Origin of the sequence: Rhodopseudomonas sp., from assembly GCF_013377015.1 — a bacterium.
Lineage (GTDB): Bacteria > Pseudomonadota > Alphaproteobacteria > Rhizobiales > Xanthobacteraceae > JARJEH01.
In genome coordinates this window covers 94742-112230 of the sequence record NZ_JACABA010000006.1, presented here as the reverse complement: position 1 = coordinate 112230, position 17489 = coordinate 94742, and the positions used below count along the sequence as shown (strand labels likewise).

Genomic DNA, 17489 nt, shown 5'->3' with positions numbered 1-17489 from the left:
CCTCTTATCTCAATGCGGTCAATGCTTCAGCAGGACCAGTTTCGCTTCGCCGAATGCAAGAAGCGGTCGCGCGCTCTCTATCATAGCCATGTGACCCCCGCAAAGCGGCTCCGTCACACGTCTGCTAGGCATATTGGACAACAGCGCCAGTTGCGAAAAGCTTGCATGTGGGGCGAATGCTTCCTATAGTCACTTGGTGCACTGCAAATTGGGGTGGTCCTGACGTGGACATCGGTGAGCGTACGACCTATTCGAGCGATGAGGCCGTCATGGCCGTAACTCAGAGCTCCGGATCTCAGCTGCAGCTGACCGGTTGTCCGTGGCATGACGTCAATGAAATGCTGCAATCGGTCGGTCTACGCCCGACCCGGCAGCGGATGGCGCTGGGCTGGTTGCTGTTCGGCAAGGGCGCCCGGCATCTCACCGCCGAAATGCTGTACGAGGAAGCCAGCCAGGCCAAGGTGCCGGTGTCGCTGGCGACGGTTTACAACACGCTGAACCAGCTCACCGATGCCGGCCTGTTGCGCCAGGTCAGCGTCGACGGCACCAAGACCTATTTCGACACCAACGTCACCGCGCACCAGCATTTCTATCTCGAAAGCAACCACGAGCTGATCGACATTCCCGATTCGCATGTGGCGCTGCGCTCGATCCCGGACGTCCCGGAAGGCTACGAAATCGCTCGGATCGACATGGTGGTCCGGCTGCGCAAGAAGGTCTGAGCCTTCCTGACGGGCGTGACGTCATCTCGCAAGAGCTAGGTCCGCACACAACGCCGTGGCTGTTTCCGTGGATGCCCGGGACAAGCCCGGGCAAGACACATTGATCTCGACGCGCCGCTGGGCGGCTCAATTCACCTTCTCGTCGAGATAGACCCCCCACAGCCGCTGCTGCTGGATCCAGCCGTCGAAGCCGCTGCCGCTGATCCGGCACCAGCCCGAGGCGCAGCGCTTGACCTGCGCCACCACGCCGGCTTCGAGCCGCGCCGCGACCGAACTATTCGCGTCCGCGCTGTCATACAGCGTTGCCAGATCGTCCTTCGATTTCATCGTGATCACTGCGGTGCGGCGGCCCGACAGCAGTGAATGATAGACCCAGCCCTCGGCGCCCTCGGAATCGCGCACCCGTCGCCAGTTCTCGAACTCCGCGGTGATTTCCACCGGCAGGCCGGAGCGGGTGTAGACCCAGGCGACGTCGTTGTCCTTGGTCGGACCGGCGCGGACATTCACATGATCGGATTTCAAACTGACATAGCGCGGCACCGGCAGCCCGCTGGCCGAGGTGATCACGTCCTTGGACGCGAAAGCCGGGTCACCGGCCGCGCCTACCATCGCACCTGCGAACAACGCGACGCCAAACAGATTTCTTGTCGTCATCAACACGCCTCTTCATCGCGCATTCTGCGCGCCGTCGGTTTTCCGGTGAATCCCAGGGTTCTTGTCTTGGCGCGGTCTTCTGCTAGAGAAGTCCGGAAGGCATCCGGGTAACCACAAGGAAACGAAGAGACCCGAGAAAAACCCATTGGTCGCACTGCAGCGGCAGTGTCGAACAGCCGGGTTAACGAGGACTGAACAACCTCGTCACGCTACCTTGAGAGTATTTTTATGTCGGTTAAGAAAAAGCCTCTGGTCGTCGTCACCCGCAAGCTTCCGGACTCGATCGAGACCCGGATGCGCGAACTGTTCGACGCCCGGCTTAATCTCGACGATCTGCCGTTGAGCCCCGACCAGCTCGCCGCCGCGGTCTGCACCGCCGACGTGCTGGTGCCGACCGTCACCGATGCGGTCACCGAAGAGATCCTCAAGCAGCCAGACTGCAGGCTGAAACTGATCGCCAATTTCGGCAACGGCATCGACAATATCGACGTCGCCGCGGCCCATGCCCGCGGCATCACCGTCACCAATACGCCGAAAGTCTTGACCGAAGACACCGCCGACATGACCATGGCGCTGATCCTGGCAGTGCCGCGGCGGCTGATCGAAGGCGCCATGATCCTGACCAATGGCGGCGACTGGCCCGGCTGGTCGCCGACCTGGATGCTGGGCCGGCGGCTCGGCGGCAAGCGGCTTGGCATCATCGGGATGGGCCGGATCGGCCAGGCGGTGGCGCGCCGCGCCCGCGCCTTCGGGCTGCAAATCCACTATCACAACCGCAAGCCGGTGGCGCCACGGATCGCCGACGAACTCGGCGCGACCTATTGGGACTCGCTCGACCAGATGCTGGCGCGGATGGATATCATCTCGGTGAACTGTCCGCATACGCCAGCGACGTTCCATCTGTTGTCAGCCCGGCGACTGAAACTCATTCGCAGGGATGCCTATGTGGTCAATACCGCGCGCGGCGAGGTGATCGACGAGGAGACCCTGACCAAGCTGATCGAAAGCGGCGACATCGCCGGCGCCGGGCTCGACGTGTTCGAGAACGAACCAGCGGTCAATCCGAAGCTGGTGCGGCTGGCGAAAGCCGGCAAGGTGGTGCTGCTGCCGCATATGGGCTCGGCCACCATCGAGGGCCGAGTCGAGATGGGCGAAAAGGTGATCATCAACATCCGCACCTTCCTCGACAATCACAAGCCGCCGGATCGCGTGCTGCCCGGGATGCTGTGAAGCGGCGCTTTCACGCCCTATCTGATCGCATCGCGCTTACCGACCCTCCCCTGGAGGGGAGAGTGAAGCGCCGCGCCTCGGCAATTCCCATTCACTGGTGCGAACTCAGATCCGAGATCGTCGCTGCATCGCCATTGAGCGGATTGGCCGGATCGCGGGCGTAACGCAGCGTCTCGAACCGCATCGCGCGGGCGTCGACCATCAGCAACCGCCCGACCAGCCCCTCGCCGAAGCCGACGATCTCGCGGATCGCTTCCAGCGCCATCATCGATCCCAGCACGCCGGCCAGCGCCCCCATCACCCCGGCCTCGGCGCAGGCCGGCACCGTGCCGGGCGGCGGCGCTTGCGGAAACAGGCAGCGATAGGTCGGGTTGAATTCGCCGGCCGCGTTTTTCTCGTGCGCGCGGATCGTGGTCAGCGAACCGTCGAACTGGCCGAGCGCCGCGGTGATCAGTGGCTTGCGCGCGATGAAGCAGGCATCGGAGACCAGGTAGCGGGTGGCGAAATTGTCGGAGCCGTCGAGCACCAGGTCGCAATCGCCGAGCAGTGCCATCGCGTTGGCGGCGGTCAGCCGCGTCGCATGCGGGACGAAGCGCACATGCGGATTGAGCGCGTGAATCCGCGCTGCGGCGCTGTCGACCTTGAGCTGGCCGATATCCGGCGTGGCGTGGATCACCTGACGCTGCAGATTCGACAGCGACACATGATCGTCATCGACCACCGCCAGGGTGCCGACCCCGGCCGCCGCCAGATACATCAGCACCGGCGCGCCGAGCCCGCCGGCGCCGACCACCAGCACTCGCGAGCTTTGCAGCGCCGCCTGGCCGGGGCCGCCGACCTCGCGCAGCACGATATGGCGGGCGTAGCGTTCGAGTTCGTCGGCGCTCAGCATGATGCGATAACGTCCTGCAATCTCATGGTCCTATCTCCCACGCCGCGCGCACCGGTGCTCATGACGACTGATTTCCTCTCCGCGTCATGGCCGGGCTCGTCCCGGCCATCCACGTTCACAGGCGATGCCTGTCGTCGCTTCCGTGGATGCCCGGGACAATCCCGGGCATGACAGAAATATGCCTTGCCCGATTCCGACGCTTAGCAATTTCACACTCTCAGCATGGCGAGGCGTCCCTGAACCGCCGCGCCGCTGTTGCCGACCAAGCATTTGTGGTTAGTTTCGCGAGATGCAACGCAAGGCGGGAATTGTCATGAGATCGATGCTGGCCGCAACCCTGATGATGGCGACCGCGACCGGTTTCGCCAGCGCACAGACCGCCGCGCCGGCATCGGCTGCAACCAAGCCGAAGCCGGCGGCTACCGCTCCGGCCCGGCCGGCGCTGCAGACCCCGGCCGATACCGCCAAGGCGATGGCGCTGGCGGAGCGCCAAGCGATCCAGTCCGATCTGGCCTGGACCGGCCATTACAACGGCGTCATCAACGGCGAGGTCTCCGACCGCATGGTCGCGGCGATCAAGTCGTTTCAGAAAGACCGCGGCGCCAAGCAGACCGGCGTGCTCAATCCGCAGGAACGCGAGCAACTGGCCGACGCGGCGAAGAAGTTGCAGGCCAATGTCGGCTGGAAAATGGTCACCGAAGCGGTCACCGGCGCAAGGCTCGGCCTGCCGACCAAGCTGGTGCCTAAATATGCCGGCGATCCCAACGGCGCGAAATGGAGTTCGTCGACCGGCACGATCCAGATCGAGCTGGCGCGGCGCAAGGAAGCCACCCCCTCGACCGCGAAACTCGCCGATCAGGAGAAGAAACTGCCCGACCGCAAGGTCGAATACAGTGCGGTGAAACCGGATTTCTTCGTGCTGTCGGGCACCCAGGGGCTGAAGAAATTCTACGTCCGCGGCCAGTTCAAGGATAGCGAGGTCCGCATTCTGACCATTCTGTACGATCAGGCCACCGAAGGCACCATGGAGCCGGTGGTGATCGCGATGTCGAGCGCGTTCAATCCGTTTCCGGCCGGCGCGCAGGCCGGCCCACCGCCGCGCAAAAGCGTCGAATACGCCACCGGCATCGTGGTCGACGAGGCCGGCGCGATCGTCACTGACCGAGACGCCGTCGATGGCTGCGTCAGCATCGTCGTCGCCGGCTTCGGCAATGCCGACCGCGTCGCCGAGGACAAGGACCATGGTCTGGCGCTGCTGCGCATCTACGGCGCGCGCGGGTTGAAGCCGCTCGGCATTGCCGGCGCCGCCGCGAAATCCGCGGTCGACGTGATCGGCATCGCCGATCCGCAGAATCAGGGCGGCGGCGCCGCCGCGAGCAGCGTCAAATCGACGGTCACGCCGGTCGGCAGCAACGGCGAATTGGCGCTGAACCCGGTTCCCAGCCTCGGCTTCACCGGCGCCGCGGCGCTCGACGCCGACGGCAGGTTCGCGGGCGTCGCGCAGCTTAAATCCGTCGTGGTCGCCGGGCCGCCGAACGGCGCCGCCACCACCCAGGCGATGCTGGTCGGCGCCGATAGCGTGCGCGAGTTTCTGAAGCGGAACAACGTCACACTGGCCGGAAGCCGCGCCGCCAGTGACGCGAAAGCGTCGGTGGTACGCGTGATCTGCGTGCGGAAGTAGTTCGGAACGCCCGACAGACGAGGTCGCCCGCGGCGACCCTGATCCCACGGAAGAGCGAGCGACGGTCGACTACCGCTGATACTCGAGTGCTACCTGTCAACTAATCGTAGGATTAGTTCTATCTCCAAGTAATCATACCAACTAGCCATCCACCATTCGACCGGCCATCGTTGTTGCAGTACTGATTCGGATGGCGGCGATCCTGCGTTGGGTGCGGATCGGGCCGGTACGTCCTGAGCGAGAATAGCTCGGCATCGCTGACGCGATGCCAACCTCAGTCGAAGTACCCGCAAACTCGCAACCAACGCACCGAAGGATTTCATCATGCAGACGATCGTACTGGCCACCCAAAAGGGCGGCAGCGGCAAGAGCACCCTGGCCATCGGCCTCGCGCTGGCCGCCATCCATGCCGGGCACTCGGTCCGGCTGATCGAGACCGACGCGCTCGGCACACTGTCGAACTGGCAGCGCCGCCGGATCTATGCCGAACCGCAGGTCGAGCCGGTCTACACCGCCGCAGAGATCGAGCCGCGGCTGCGGGCGCTGGCTGACGAAGGCGTGACGCTGACCATCATCGACACCGCCGGCGGCGTCTCGGCCGCCACCACCGCGGCGATCCGCCATTGCGACCTCTGTTTGATCCCGGCGCGCCCCAGCGTCGCCGACATCGAATCCACCGTCGCCACGCTGGACATCGTCCGCGCCTGGGAGAAGCCGTTCGCCTTCGTCCTCAACCAGACCCCGATCCGCGGCCAGCGCCTCAGCAACGCGGCGACCGCGCTCGGCGACGAGGCCGCGCTCGACGCTGCCGGCGTGCTGGCGCTGCCCTATATCGTGATGCGCAACGACCACCAGGACGCGCTCGGCAAGGGCCTCGCGGTCAGCGAATTCGCCCCCAGCGGCAAATCCGCCGACGAGATTCGCGATCTTTGGCAGTGGATCGAACTAAAATTGAACGGGGGCGTTGCCGTCGAGAACCCGGTCGCGCTGGACGAATATCCCGCCGCGCCCGAACTGGTGCCGGCGATGTACCTGCCAACCGTGACGGAACCCGCGCTGGTTTCCTGATCCGACCTTCACTTCCTCCCAAACTTGGCGGCCGGGCACGATGTGCCCGGCCGCTTTTTTTGCGGCAACCTCATTGCGACCCCAGCGCGTCGCTCTGCGGAAGCGAATGATCGTCCATGGCGGCTGAACGCAGCAGTGGCGGGCACTGACTTCACCTCTCCCCGCTTGCGGGGAGAGCTCGACCGGCGGAGCGCAGCGAAGCCGGGCGGGTGAGGGGGCCCCTCACCGAGTCATGCCTCGCGGCGGCGCCCCCTCACCCCGACCCTCTCCCCGCAAGCTGGGAGAGGGAGACGCGACAACAAGCGCGCTCCCCACCATGAGGCTGTTCAGTCCCGACGCGACTACACCCGATGATTCACCTCTGGCACTTCGGGCACCAGAACGTCGATCGTCCGTTCTGCACGAAGCGCTTCACGGTGCCGGTGCAGCCCTTGGTTTGGCACGGCTCGCCTTCGCGGTCGTAGACCGCGAACGAATGCTGGAAGTAGCCGAGTTCGCCCGAGGTCTGGCGGTGGTCGCGCAGCGATGAGCCGCCGGCCTTAATCGCGGCGCGCAACACGTCATGGATCGCATCGACCAGGCGCACCGCGCGATCGGTTGGCAAGCCGCTCCGGGTCGCCAGCGTCGAAGCCTGCCGCTTTGGGGAGAGATGCGCGCGAAACAGCGCTTCGCAGACATAGATGTTGCCGAGCCCCGCGACCACGCGCTGGTCGAGCAGCGCCGCCTTCAGGCTGGTCTTCTTGCCGGCGCAGGCGGTTGCCAGCATCGCGGCGTCGAAGGCGTTGCCGAGCGGTTCCGGCCCGAGCCCCTTCAGGAACGGCTCGTCGTCGATCGCGGCGCGCGGAAAGATCTTCATGAATCCGAACCGGCGCGGATCGTTGAATACGATGGTGGCGCCCGACGACATCTCGAACACCACATGGTCGTGGGTGCCGTGCTCGCCGCGCGGATGATGGAACGCCCCCGGCGTGTTCGCCTTGCCGTCCGACAGCACCCGGAACGAGCCCGACATCCCGAGATGCATCAGCAGCACGTCGCCACTCGACAGGTCGGCCAACAGATATTTCGCCCGCCGCCCGAGCCCGGTGACGGTCTGGCCGGTGAGCCGGGCGACGAAGTCGCTCTGCAGCGGAAACCGCAGGTTTTCCCGCCGCGCCAGCGCGCTTTCGATGCGGAATCCCTCCATGACCGGCTGCAGGCCGAGGCGCACGGTTTCGACTTCGGGCAGTTCAGGCATGCGTGGTCATTTCACCATAGGCCGCAGTGGTGATAGCGCCATCGGCGGCGGCGCGCTATATGGTCCGGCGAAACAGGTTGAGAGGCGGATTTCGGCGCAGCGCGCCGGTTTAGGGCCGCCCGCAGGAGATCGAAGGCATGAACCAGCCGGGCGAGACCACGCATTTCGGCTTCCGGGATGTTGCGCTGGAGGAAAAGCAGACCCTGGTCAACGACGTGTTCCACAGCGTGGCGCAGCGCTACGACCTGATGAACGACCTGATGTCGGGCGGCATGCACCGGCTGTGGAAGAGCGCGATGATCAACGCGCTGAACCCGCCGCGCGACGATTCGCCGTTCGCGCTGCTCGACGTCGCCGGCGGCACCGGCGACATTTCGTTCCGCGCGGCGAAGGCCTCAGGCCACGGCTTTCACGCCACCGTCTGCGACATCAATTCCGACATGCTGGAGGTCGGCCGGCAGCGCGCAGCGCAGCGCCATCTCGACCACCAGGTCGATTTTGTCGAAGGCAACGCCGAGACGCTGCCGTTCGCCGACCGCAGCTACGACGCCTACACCATCGCCTTCGGAATCCGCAACGTGCCGCGGATCGATCTGGCGCTGAAGGAAGCCTATCGGGTGCTGAGGCCGGGCAGCCGCTTTCTCTGTCTGGAGTTTTCCCATGTCGACGTGCCGGGGCTGGACAAGATCTACGACCTGTTCTCGTTCAACGTGATCCCGCAGATCGGCCGCGTCGTCACCGGCGACGCCGAGTCCTATCAATATCTGGTCGAATCGATCCGCAAGTTTCCCAAGCCGAACGATTTCGCCGAGATGATCCGCGCCGCCGGCTTTGCGCGGGTCAGCTACCAGTCGCTGTCCGGCGGCATCGTGGCGCTGCATTCGGGCTGGCGTTTGTGATCTCAGCACTCACTCATGCGGCGCGGCTGGCTCGCGCCGGCTACGTATTCGCGCGCGAGGGCGTGTTCGGCGTAGTCGATCCGTCGCTGGTGCCGCCGCCGGGCCAACTGGCGCTGCGGCTGGCGCGGCTGATCGAGCGTCCTGGCGTCAAATCCGGCCCCCGCGTCTCGCGGGCGCTGACCCGGCTCGGCCCGGCCTATCTCAAGCTCGGACAATTCCTGGCGACGCGGCCCGACGTGGTCGGCGTGGCGATGGCGCGCGATCTCGAAAGCCTGCAGGACCGGCTGCCGCCATTCTCGCGGGAAGAAGCCGAAGCGGTGATCGTGGCGTCGCTGGAACGCCCGGTGGCCCAGGTGTTTGTCAGCCTCGGCCCGCCGGTGGCGGCGGCCTCGATCGCCCAAGTGCATCGCGGCGAGGTCGATCGCGACGGCGTCCGCAGCCAGGTCGCCGTCAAGGTGCTGCGGCCCAACGTGGCGGCACGCTTCAACCGCGACCTCGGCGATTTCTTCTTCGTCGCCGAGAAGGCCGAGAACTACTCCGCCGAAGCGCGGCGGCTGCGGCTGGTCGAGATCATCAACACCATGTCGCGCTCGGTGGCGATGGAGATGGATCTGCGGCTGGAGGCCGCGGCACTCTCCGAAATGGCCGAGAACACGGCCAACGATCCGGATTTCCGCGTCCCCACCGTCGACTGGGACCGCACCACCCACAATGTGCTGACGATGGAGTGGATCGACGGCATCGCGCTGAACGATCACAAGCGGCTGGCCGAGGCCAATGTCGACGTCGCCGAACTCGGCCGCAAAGTGATCCAGAGTTTCCTGCGCCACGCGCTGCGCGACGGCTTCTTCCACGCCGATATGCATCCCGGCAATCTGTTCCTCGATCCGTCGGGCCGGCTGGTCGCGGTCGACTTCGGCATCATGGGGCGGCTGAGCCCGAAGGAGCGCCGCTTCCTCGCCGAGATCCTGCTCGGCTTCATCACCCGCAATTATCGCCGCGTCGCCGAGGTGCATTTCGAGGCCGGCTACGTCCCGGCGCATCATTCGGTGGAGAATTTCGCGCAGGCGATCCGCGCCATCGGCGAGCCGATCCACAACCGCACCGCCGAAGACATCTCGATGGCGAAGCTGCTGACGCTGCTGCTCGAGGTCACCGGCCTGTTCGACATGCGGACCCGGCCCGAACTGATCCTGTTGCAGAAGACCATGGTGGTGGTCGAAGGAGTCGCGCGCAGCTTCGATCCGAAACTCGACATCTGGAAAGTCGCCGATCCGGTGGTGCGCGAATGGATCGAACGCAACCTCGGCCCGATCGGCCGCATCGAAGGCGCGCTGTCCGGTGCCGGCGAACTCGGCCACATCTTCTCCGGCCTGCCGTCGATCGTGTCGCGCTCGGTGTTGGTGCTGCAGCAGCTCGAAGCGATGACCAAGGACGGCCTGGTATTGTCGCCGGAGACCATCGCGGCGATCGGCCGCTCCGAGCGGCGCAAGAATCGCGGCCGCACCATCGCGCTGTGGATCATCGCCGCGACCTTCATCGGCGTGCTGATGACGATGTCCCGGCTCTGATGATTTGATTGCAACGCAATCATTTCTTGCAGTCATTGATCGCACCGGCTAGGCTTTCCGTCCATGGCAAGCCTCACCATCCGCAAACTCGACGACGCGCTGAAGGCCGAGCTGCGACAGCGCGCGGCGAGGAACGGCCGGTCGATGGAAGACGAGGTCCGGGTCATGCTGCGCGAGGCGACGCACCGTCGCCCCGAGATTGCTGCCGGATTATCGCAAGGAATTCCTCAATCTTTTCAATCCACACCCGCCGAGGATAGCGGTCAATCCGACGCCGCCTGGATCACCCTGATCGTCGGCGGCGGCATCGCCGCCTACAAGGCGATGGACCTGATCCGGCGGCTGATGGAGCGCGGCGCCACCGTCCGCGTGGTGCTGACCCGCGCAGCCCAGCAGTTTGTGACTCCGCTGACCGCCAGCGCGCTGTCGCATCAGCGCTGCTACACCGACCTGTTCGATCCCAACAGCGAATTCGACGCCGGCCATATTCGGCTGGCCCGCGACTGCGACCTGGTGGTGGTCGCACCGGCCACCGCCGACCTGATGGCCAAGATGGCGAACGGCCACGCCGACGATCTCGCCAGCGCGATCCTGCTCGCGACCAATCGCCAGATCCTGCTGGCGCCGGCGATGAATCCGCTGATGTGGGACAACGCCGCCACCCGCCGCAACGTCGCGCAATTGCAGCGCGACGGCGTCGCGCTGATCGGCCCCAATGCCGGCGAGATGGCCGAGCGCAATGAGGCCGGCACCGGCCGGATGGCCGAGCCGATTGAAATTGCCACTGCCGCAGAGGCGTTTCTGCGCCCCCCGCAACCGCGCCCGCTGGCCGGAAAACGCGTGCTGATCACCGCCGGCCCGACTCATGAGCCGATCGATCCGGTGCGATACATCGCCAACCGCTCCTCCGGCAAGCAGGGCTACGCGATCGCCGCGGCGGCCGCGGCCGCCGGCGCCGACGTGATCCTGATTTCCGGTCCGGTCGAACTACGCGCCCCGGCCGGCGTGGCGCTGACCCGTGTGGAGTCGGCGCGCGAGATGCTGGCCGCGGTCGAGGTGGCGCTGCCGGTCGACATCGCGATCTTCGCCGCCGCGGTCGCCGACTGGCGCGTCGTCGGCGCCGGTGAACAGAAACTGAAGAAGGGCGCCGGCGGCCCGCCGCCGCTGCAACTCACCGAGAACCCGGATATTCTGGCGACGGTTTCGAAGTTGAAAGCCAATCGCCCGGCTCTGGTGATCGGCTTCGCCGCCGAGACCGAGCATCTGCTCGACAACGCCACCGCCAAGCTCGCCCGCAAGGGCTGCGACTGGATCGTCGCCAACGATGTCTCGCCCGCCACCGGGGTCATGGGCGGCGACCGTAACACCGTGCATCTCTTGATGAAAACCGACGGCGCCGCGACCATCGAAGCGTGGCCGGCGATGACCAAGGACGACGTCGCCACCGCGCTGGTGGCGCGGATCGCGCAAGCCGCAGGATCACAAATCGCATGAGCTCATCGATCGTCGTCAGCATCCAGCAACTGCCGCATGGCGAGGGCCTGGCGCTGCCGGCCTATCAGTCTGCGCATGCCGCCGGGCTCGATCTGCTCGCGGCGGTAGCGGACTCCGCGCCGATGATTCTCGCGCCCGGGTGCCATGCGCTGATTCCGACTGGGCTGACGATCGCTCTGCCTGAAGGTTTCGAGGCGCAGGTGCGGCCGCGCTCCGGTTTGGCCGCCAAGCACGGCGTCACGGTGCTGAACGCGCCCGGCACCATCGACGCCGATTATCGCGGCGAGATCGGCGTGCTGCTGATCAATCACGGCGCCGAGCCGTTCCCGATCCGGCGCGGCGAACGCGTCGCCCAGCTGGTAATCGCACCGGTGGCGCGCGCGCAGCTCGTCGCCGTCGCGGCGCTGCCGTCGACCGATCGCGGTGATGGCGGCTTCGGCTCCACCGGCCGCTAGATTTTGTGTCAAGCGAGCGCTTGAATCTTAAGACGAAATTTACTTCGCCCATTTCTCCGCTATCAACGATGCGTTCACGGTCTGGACTCTTACAGGCCGAGTCCCGATGAGGATAATGTCGCTCGATTCGGAAACGGCGCTGACCTTGGGTCGTTGCGTTGTGCGGTTTGGGGCAATCCATGTCAGGCGTGATCGCAACGATGCGTCGGACCTTGCTATCGTGTAGCGCGATGGTCCGCGTCTGTGCGGGCGTTGCCGTGCTCGCGGCGGGATCGCCGGCCTACGCCGCCAATCCGTCGCTGGTTGGTCTTGCCTCCACGTTGCGGATCGATTTCGACCGCCACGAGATGGTCGCACTGACCATCGCGCTGGCGGTGCTGAGTTTTTCCGTGGTCGCCGCGATCCTGCTGATGCGAACGCGGCTGCGCGCCGCAGCTTCCGAGGCACGGCTGCACGCCGATATCCAGGGCTTGCAGGTCGAGGCCGACCGGTTTCGCGCGCTGCTGTTCGCCGAGCCGCAGGTGCTGATCTCCTGGGCCGCTGGCGATACCAGGCCGCAGATCAGTGGCGACGCCGCGCTGGTGATGCCGCAGGATGCGCAGAATCCGCAGCCGCAGCGTATTCTTGCGTTCGGCACCTGGCTGCCGCCTGAGCCCGCGCTGCAGCTCGACCACGCGGTCGATGCGCTGCTCGAAAAGGGCGAAGGCTTCCTGCTGCATCTGGTGACATCGACCGGGCGCTCGATCGAGGCGATGGGCCGCGCCATCGGCGGACAGGCGATCGTGCGGATTCGCGAACTCAGCGGCCTGCGCCGGGAACTCGCCGAGATGACGACGCGGTTCAAGGGGCTGCAGGACGAAACCGAGGCGCTACGCGGCTTCGCCGCCGCGGCGCCGTGGCCGATCTGGATACGACGCGCCAACGGCGAACTCGGCTTCGTCAACGCCGCTTACGCGCAAGCGACCGAAGCCGGCAGCGTCGCCGACGCCGTCGGCCGCAATATGGAACTGCTCGACAGCACCGACCGCAATAATCTCACCCGCGCGCTCAACGACAATTCCGCCTTCGCGGCGCGATTGCCGATCGTGGTCCACGGCGAGCGCCGGATCTACGACGTCCATGCGCTCAAGGTCAGCGGCGGCAGCGCCGGCATGGCGATCGACGCCAGCGAAGCCGCGGCGCTCGGCGCGGCGCTGGTGCGGATGGCGGAGGCGCATCGCCGCACGCTCGACCAACTGTCCTCCGGCGTCGCGGTATTCGACGGTCAGCGCAGGCTCGCCTTCTACAACGATTCCTATCGCCGACTGTGGGATCTGGATCGCACCTTTCTCGACAGCAATCCCGACGATTCCAGCGTGCTCGATCGGCTCCGCGCCGCGCGCAAGCTGCCGGAGCAGCCGGACTTCCGCGCCTGGAAGGCCAAGCTGCACGAGGCCTATCGCGCCGTCGATCCGGAAAAGGACGTCTGGTATCTGCCCGACGGCCGCGCGCTCAGCATCGTCACCACGCCGAATCCCGAGGGCGGCGTCACCTATCTGTTCGACGACGTCACCGAAAGTCTCGAACTGGCGCGGCGGTTTGACGGCCTGATCAATGTTCAGCGCGAAACCCTGGACAACCTGGCCGAAGCGGTCGCGGTGTTCGGCAGCAATGGCTGCGCGCAATTGTTCAACCCGCCATTCGCGCGGATGTGGAACCTGTCCCCGGACGCATTGCAGCAGCAGCCGCATATCGAGACCGTCGAGGCGTGGTGCCGGCCACTGTTCGACGACGCCGCCACCTGGCAGACCTTGCGTGGCGCGATCACCGGCATCGACGACCGCAGCCCGGTGCCGCTGAAGCTCGAGCGCAAAGACGGCAGCGTGCTGGATTGCAAGACCATGCCGCTGCCCGACGGCGCCACCATGCTGACGTTCCAGGACATCACCGACACCGAGAATGTCGAGCGCGCGCTGCGCGAGCGCAACGAGGCGCTCGAGACCGCCGACCAGATGAAGATCGATTTCGTCCACCACGTCAGTTACGAATTGCGCTCGCCGCTGACCACCATCATCGGCTTCGCGCATTTCCTCAGCGATCCATCGACCGGCCCGCTGACCGAGAAGCAGGCCGAATATCTCAACTACATCACCACCTCGACCAACGCGCTGCTCGCCATCATCAACAACATCCTGGATCTGGCCACTATCGACGCCGGCGCGATGACGCTGAATCTCGGGCCGGTCGACATCCGCAAGGCGATCGATGCCGCAGCCGAAGGCATCCAGGACCGGCTCGCCCGCGATCACATGACGCTGAATATCGATGTCGGCGCCGACATCGGCGAATTCATCGGCGACGAGCGCCGGGTGATTCAGGTGCTGTACAATCTGTTGGCCAATGCGGTGGGGTTCTCGCCGCAGCACGCCACAGTGTCGCTGAGCGCCCGGCGTAGCGACCGCAACGTGACCTTCACCGTGACTGACGCCGGCCCCGGCATCCCCCCGGACGTCAAGGACAAGGTGTTCGACTGGTTTGAAAGCCACTCCAACGGATCGCGGCACCGCGGCGCCGGACTCGGCCTGTCGCTGGTGCGCTCCTTCGTTGAATTGCATGGCGGCAAGGTGAAGGTCGATTCCGTCGTCGGCACCGGCACCACGGTGACCTGCGACTTCCCGATCGACCAGGCCATCCAGCGCAACGCCGCGGAATGACCGGACGCGCGACATTCTCGGTTGCGCTCGCCGACGAGACCGCGACGGCGCGGCTGATGGCCGACCTCGCACTGCTGACCGGCCCCGGCGATGTCATCACGCTGTCGGGCGATCTCGGCGCCGGCAAGACCGCCGCGGCGCGGGCGATGATCCGCTATCTCGCGGGCGATGATGCGCTCGAAGTGCCGAGCCCGACCTTCACTCTGGTCCAGGGCTATGATCTGCCGTCGTTTCCGCTGCTGCATGCCGATTTGTACCGGGTCGAGGATCCGTCGGAACTGGAGGAGATCGGCCTGTCGCCGCTGCCCGACGGCGCGGTGGTGCTGATCGAGTGGCCGGAACGCGCGCCCGGCGCGCTGCCCGCCGACCGCGTCGACATCGCCTTCAGCCAGCGCCCGGCGCAGGGAGCTAATGCGCGCGCCGCCGAGATCACCGGCCACGGCAAATCGGCGGCGCAGGTGGCGCGGCTCGCCGCGCTGCGCGGCTTCATCGAATTGTCGGGCTACGCCGAGGCCACCCGCCGCCATATGCCGGGCGATGCCTCGACCCGGTCCTATGCGCGGCTGGAGGGCGTCGGCGACACCGTGATCCTGATGAATTCGCCGCGGCGGCCCGACGGCCCGGCGATCTATCGCGGCAAGAGCTACAGCGCGGCAGTGCATCTGGCCGAGGACGTCCGGCCGTTCGTCGCGATCGCCAACGGCCTGCGCGAGCGCGGCTTTTCGGCACCGGCCATCCATCACGCCGATCTCGAAGCCGGCTTCCTGATCACCGAGGATTTCGGCAGCGCCGGCGTCATCACCGGCGCGCCGCCGCAGCCGATTCCGGAGCGCTATCAGGCCGCGACCGACGTTCTGGCGGCGCTGCACCAGCAGACGCTGCCGGAGACGTTGCCGCTGACGCCGCAGGCGAGCTACGCGATTCCGCTCTTCGACACCGAAGCTCTGCTGATCGAAGTCGGGTTGATGCCGGAATGGTACCTGCCGGATCGCGGCACCGCGCCCGCCGCCGGCTTGCGCGAGGAATTCCTGGCGATGTGGCGCGAACTGCTCGAGCGCCACGCCGCAGAGCCGTGGACCTGGGTGCTGCGCGACTTTCATTCGCCGAATCTGATCTGGCTCGAGCAGCGCGCCGACATCGCCAAAGTCGGCATCCTCGATTTTCAAGATACCGTCCTCGGGCCTGCCGCCTACGATCTGGTGTCGCTGTTGCAGGACGCGCGCATCGACGTGCCGGAACCGCTCGAACTGGCGCTGCTCGGGCGTTACATCAAGGCGCGGCGCGCGGCCGATCCAGCGTTCGATCCGGCGGCCTTCGCCGAGCGCTACGCCTTGATGTCGGCGCAGCGCAATACAAGGCTGCTCGGCACCTTCGCCCGACTGAACCGGCGCGACGGCAAGCCGCAATATCTGCGCCATCAGCCGCGAATCTGGACCTACCTCACCCGCTCGCTGGCACATCCGGCGTTGTCCGGATTACGGACCTGGTATGACGCCCATGTTCCGCCGCCGGCGCGCTGAAATCGGTCGGCGCTTTTACCTGTTGTTAGTCGAGAGCTCGTTAATCTACCGGCACTCTCGCGTTGCACAATCGCGGGATTTGATGAGCATTTTCGGGATAATTCCATGGTGGCAGAACGCAACAAGGACGGCCGCGTCACCTTCGAGCGGGGCGTCCGCGCCCACATGATGGCGATCGACGGCACCTGGCGCCGCGCCTGCCTGATGGAGGATGTTTCCGAGGTCGGCGCAAAACTGTCCGTGGAAGGATCGGTCGAGGGCCTGCATCTCAAGGAATTCTTTCTGCTGCTGTCGTCGACCGGGCTGGCCTATCGCCGCTGCGAACTCAGCTGGGTCAATGGCGACCAAATCGGCGTCACCTTCCTGAAGCAGGACAAGAAGAAAAAGGCCGCACGCACCACTCCGCAGGCGCAGGACGCCTGAGCCTCACGACATCGCCGGCCCGCCGCGCAATGGCGGGGTTCCCGGTAAGACCGGAAGCGGCGTGTCGTATCGGCGTCACGTTCGATGATTACCCAAACCCATCGATAGACCGACCAAGGCCGCGTGATACACTCAGCCGTCGCGAATCCTGGATCCACTCCGAGCACCGTCCCAGCTATGCCCGTCAAGCCTGCCAGAGCCATGGTCCTCGCCGCCGGCCTTGGCGTTCGCATGCGTCCGCTCACCGACCATATGCCGAAGCCGCTGGTCCCTGTCGCCGGCCGGCCATTGCTCGACCACGTGCTTGACCGCCTCGCCGAGGCCGGCGTCGCCGAGGCCGTGGTCAATGTGCACTACCTGCCCGACCAGATCATCGACCACGTCGCCTCGCGCACACATCCGCGGGTGATCATTTCCGACGAACGCGACTGCGTGCTCGGCACCGGCGGCGCCGTGGTCAAGGCGCTGCCGCTACTGGGTGACGCGCCGTTCTTCCATCTCAACGCCGACACTATGTGGATCGACGGCGTGCGGTCGAATCTGGCGCGGCTGGCCGATGCGTTCGATCCGGCGCGGATGGACATTCTGCTGTTGATGGCGCCGACCGCGAGCAGCATCGGCTATCATGGCAGCGGCGACTACGCGATGGCGCCGGACGGCAGCCTGCGGCGGCGCAAGGAAAACGAAGTCGTGCCGTTCGTCTATGCTGGCGCCGCGATCATCTCGCCCGCGATCTTCGCGGATGCGCCGCGCGGCGAATTCTCGCTGACCAAAATGTTCGACCGCGCCAGCGAACAACAGCGATTGTTCGGACTGCGGCTGGAAGGCGTCTGGATGCATGTCGGAACGCCGGAGGCGGTGCACGCGGCGGAAGACGCCTATCTGGCCAGCGTCGCCTGACCTCGCACCGCTACCTCCCGTCGCACCACCGCCCATGCCATGATGCGCCC

15 protein-coding genes are annotated in these 17489 nt (G+C 65.9%); 12 read left to right on the top strand and 3 right to left on the bottom strand.

From position 1 onward, the window contains the following. The first annotated feature begins 269 nt into the window (after positions 1-269). Entirely contained in the window at positions 270-722 is a 453-nt protein-coding gene (gene irrA, locus HXX15_RS20535; RefSeq protein WP_296518411.1) for an iron response transcriptional regulator IrrA, read from the top strand. 126 nt (positions 723-848) lie between these two features. On the opposite strand, the gene HXX15_RS20530 is transcribed toward irrA, so the two are convergent. Next, positions 849-1331 (bottom strand): SH3 domain-containing protein, encoded by a 483-nt coding sequence (locus HXX15_RS20530; RefSeq protein WP_296518664.1) that lies wholly within the window; start codon positions 1329-1331, stop codon positions 849-851. 273 nt (positions 1332-1604) lie between these two features. Here HXX15_RS20530 and HXX15_RS20525 point away from each other — a divergent pair, with 273 nt between their 5' ends. Continuing rightward, a complete protein-coding gene (locus tag HXX15_RS20525; protein WP_296518409.1) occupies positions 1605-2606 on the top strand; it encodes a D-glycerate dehydrogenase in 1002 nt (333 codons plus the stop codon). A gap of 91 nt (positions 2607-2697) precedes the next feature. Here HXX15_RS20525 and moeB read toward each other — a convergent pair whose 3' ends face one another. Next, positions 2698-3498 (bottom strand): molybdopterin-synthase adenylyltransferase MoeB, encoded by an 801-nt coding sequence (gene moeB / locus HXX15_RS20520; RefSeq protein WP_296518407.1) that lies wholly within the window; start codon positions 3496-3498, stop codon positions 2698-2700. Between the two features lie 313 nt (positions 3499-3811). Between moeB and HXX15_RS20515 the strand changes: the two genes are divergently transcribed. After that, positions 3812-5179 (top strand): serine protease, encoded by a 1368-nt coding sequence (locus HXX15_RS20515; RefSeq protein WP_296518405.1) that lies wholly within the window; start codon positions 3812-3814, stop codon positions 5177-5179. Between the two features lie 324 nt (positions 5180-5503). Further along, positions 5504-6247 (top strand): ParA family protein, encoded by a 744-nt coding sequence (locus HXX15_RS20510; protein WP_296518403.1) that lies wholly within the window; start codon positions 5504-5506, stop codon positions 6245-6247. 355 nt (positions 6248-6602) lie between these two features. On the opposite strand, the gene mutM is transcribed toward HXX15_RS20510, so the two are convergent. Further along, the gene (gene mutM, locus HXX15_RS20505) at positions 6603-7484 is read right to left on the bottom strand and encodes a bifunctional DNA-formamidopyrimidine glycosylase/DNA-(apurinic or apyrimidinic site) lyase (protein ID WP_296518401.1); all 882 of its coding nucleotides are present in this window, start codon (positions 7482-7484) and stop codon (positions 6603-6605) included. Positions 7485-7621: 137 nt separating this feature from the next. Here mutM and ubiE point away from each other — a divergent pair, with 137 nt between their 5' ends. The 8 genes from ubiE to HXX15_RS20465 all read left to right on the top strand — a co-directional run bounded on the left by ubiE (position 7622) and on the right by HXX15_RS20465 (position 17439). Next, a complete protein-coding gene (gene ubiE / locus HXX15_RS20500) occupies positions 7622-8383 on the top strand; it encodes a bifunctional demethylmenaquinone methyltransferase/2-methoxy-6-polyprenyl-1,4-benzoquinol methylase UbiE (protein ID WP_296518399.1) in 762 nt (253 codons plus the stop codon). Continuing rightward, the gene (gene ubiB / locus HXX15_RS20495) at positions 8380-9954 is read left to right on the top strand and encodes a 2-polyprenylphenol 6-hydroxylase (protein ID WP_296518397.1); all 1575 of its coding nucleotides are present in this window, start codon (positions 8380-8382) and stop codon (positions 9952-9954) included. The genes ubiE and ubiB overlap by 4 nt, the downstream gene beginning before the upstream one ends. A 63-nt stretch (positions 9955-10017) precedes the next feature. Continuing rightward, entirely contained in the window at positions 10018-11448 is a 1431-nt protein-coding gene (coaBC, locus tag HXX15_RS20490) for a bifunctional phosphopantothenoylcysteine decarboxylase/phosphopantothenate--cysteine ligase CoaBC (protein WP_296518395.1), read from the top strand. Then, entirely contained in the window at positions 11445-11903 is a 459-nt protein-coding gene (dut, locus tag HXX15_RS20485; protein ID WP_296518394.1) for a dUTP diphosphatase, read from the top strand. Before coaBC ends, dut begins: the two co-directional genes overlap by 4 nt. Before the next feature lie 179 nt (positions 11904-12082). Next, entirely contained in the window at positions 12083-14596 is a 2514-nt protein-coding gene (locus tag HXX15_RS20480) for a PAS domain-containing sensor histidine kinase (protein ID WP_296518393.1), read from the top strand. Then, positions 14593-16116: a tRNA (adenosine(37)-N6)-threonylcarbamoyltransferase complex ATPase subunit type 1 TsaE gene (gene tsaE / locus HXX15_RS20475; RefSeq protein WP_296518391.1), complete on the top strand. Its 1524-nt coding sequence runs from the start codon at positions 14593-14595 to the stop codon at positions 16114-16116. The genes HXX15_RS20480 and tsaE overlap by 4 nt, the downstream gene beginning before the upstream one ends. 105 nt (positions 16117-16221) lie before the next feature. Further along, entirely contained in the window at positions 16222-16539 is a 318-nt protein-coding gene (locus HXX15_RS20470) for a PilZ domain-containing protein (protein WP_296518389.1), read from the top strand. 177 nt (positions 16540-16716) lie between these two features. After that, on the top strand, positions 16717-17439 hold the full coding sequence (locus tag HXX15_RS20465) for a nucleotidyltransferase family protein (RefSeq protein ID WP_296518387.1): 723 nt from the start codon (positions 16717-16719) through the stop codon (positions 17437-17439). Positions 17440-17489: the final 50 nt, after the last annotated feature.

Excerpts from the sequence above, each read along its gene's own strand:
- irrA (WP_296518411.1), top strand. The coding sequence starts at position 270 with ATGGCCGTAACTCAGAGCTCCGGATCTCAGCTGCAGCTGACCGGTTGT.
- HXX15_RS20530 (WP_296518664.1), bottom strand. The coding sequence starts at position 1,331 with ATGGTAGGCGCGGCCGGTGACCCGGCTTTCGCGTCCAAGGACGTGATC.
- HXX15_RS20525 (WP_296518409.1), top strand. The coding sequence starts at position 1,605 with ATGTCGGTTAAGAAAAAGCCTCTGGTCGTCGTCACCCGCAAGCTTCCG.
- moeB (WP_296518407.1), bottom strand. The coding sequence starts at position 3,498 with ATGCTGAGCGCCGACGAACTCGAACGCTACGCCCGCCATATCGTGCTG.
- HXX15_RS20515 (WP_296518405.1), top strand. The coding sequence starts at position 3,812 with ATGAGATCGATGCTGGCCGCAACCCTGATGATGGCGACCGCGACCGGT.
- HXX15_RS20510 (WP_296518403.1), top strand. The coding sequence starts at position 5,504 with ATGCAGACGATCGTACTGGCCACCCAAAAGGGCGGCAGCGGCAAGAGC.
- mutM (WP_296518401.1), bottom strand. The coding sequence starts at position 7,484 with ATGCCTGAACTGCCCGAAGTCGAAACCGTGCGCCTCGGCCTGCAGCCG.
- ubiE (WP_296518399.1), top strand. The coding sequence starts at position 7,622 with ATGAACCAGCCGGGCGAGACCACGCATTTCGGCTTCCGGGATGTTGCG.
- coaBC (WP_296518395.1), top strand. The coding sequence starts at position 10,018 with ATGGCAAGCCTCACCATCCGCAAACTCGACGACGCGCTGAAGGCCGAG.
- dut (WP_296518394.1), top strand. The coding sequence starts at position 11,445 with ATGAGCTCATCGATCGTCGTCAGCATCCAGCAACTGCCGCATGGCGAG.
- HXX15_RS20480 (WP_296518393.1), top strand. The coding sequence starts at position 12,083 with ATGTCAGGCGTGATCGCAACGATGCGTCGGACCTTGCTATCGTGTAGC.
- tsaE (WP_296518391.1), top strand. The coding sequence starts at position 14,593 with ATGACCGGACGCGCGACATTCTCGGTTGCGCTCGCCGACGAGACCGCG.
- HXX15_RS20470 (WP_296518389.1), top strand. The coding sequence starts at position 16,222 with ATGGTGGCAGAACGCAACAAGGACGGCCGCGTCACCTTCGAGCGGGGC.
- HXX15_RS20465 (WP_296518387.1), top strand. The coding sequence starts at position 16,717 with ATGCCCGTCAAGCCTGCCAGAGCCATGGTCCTCGCCGCCGGCCTTGGC.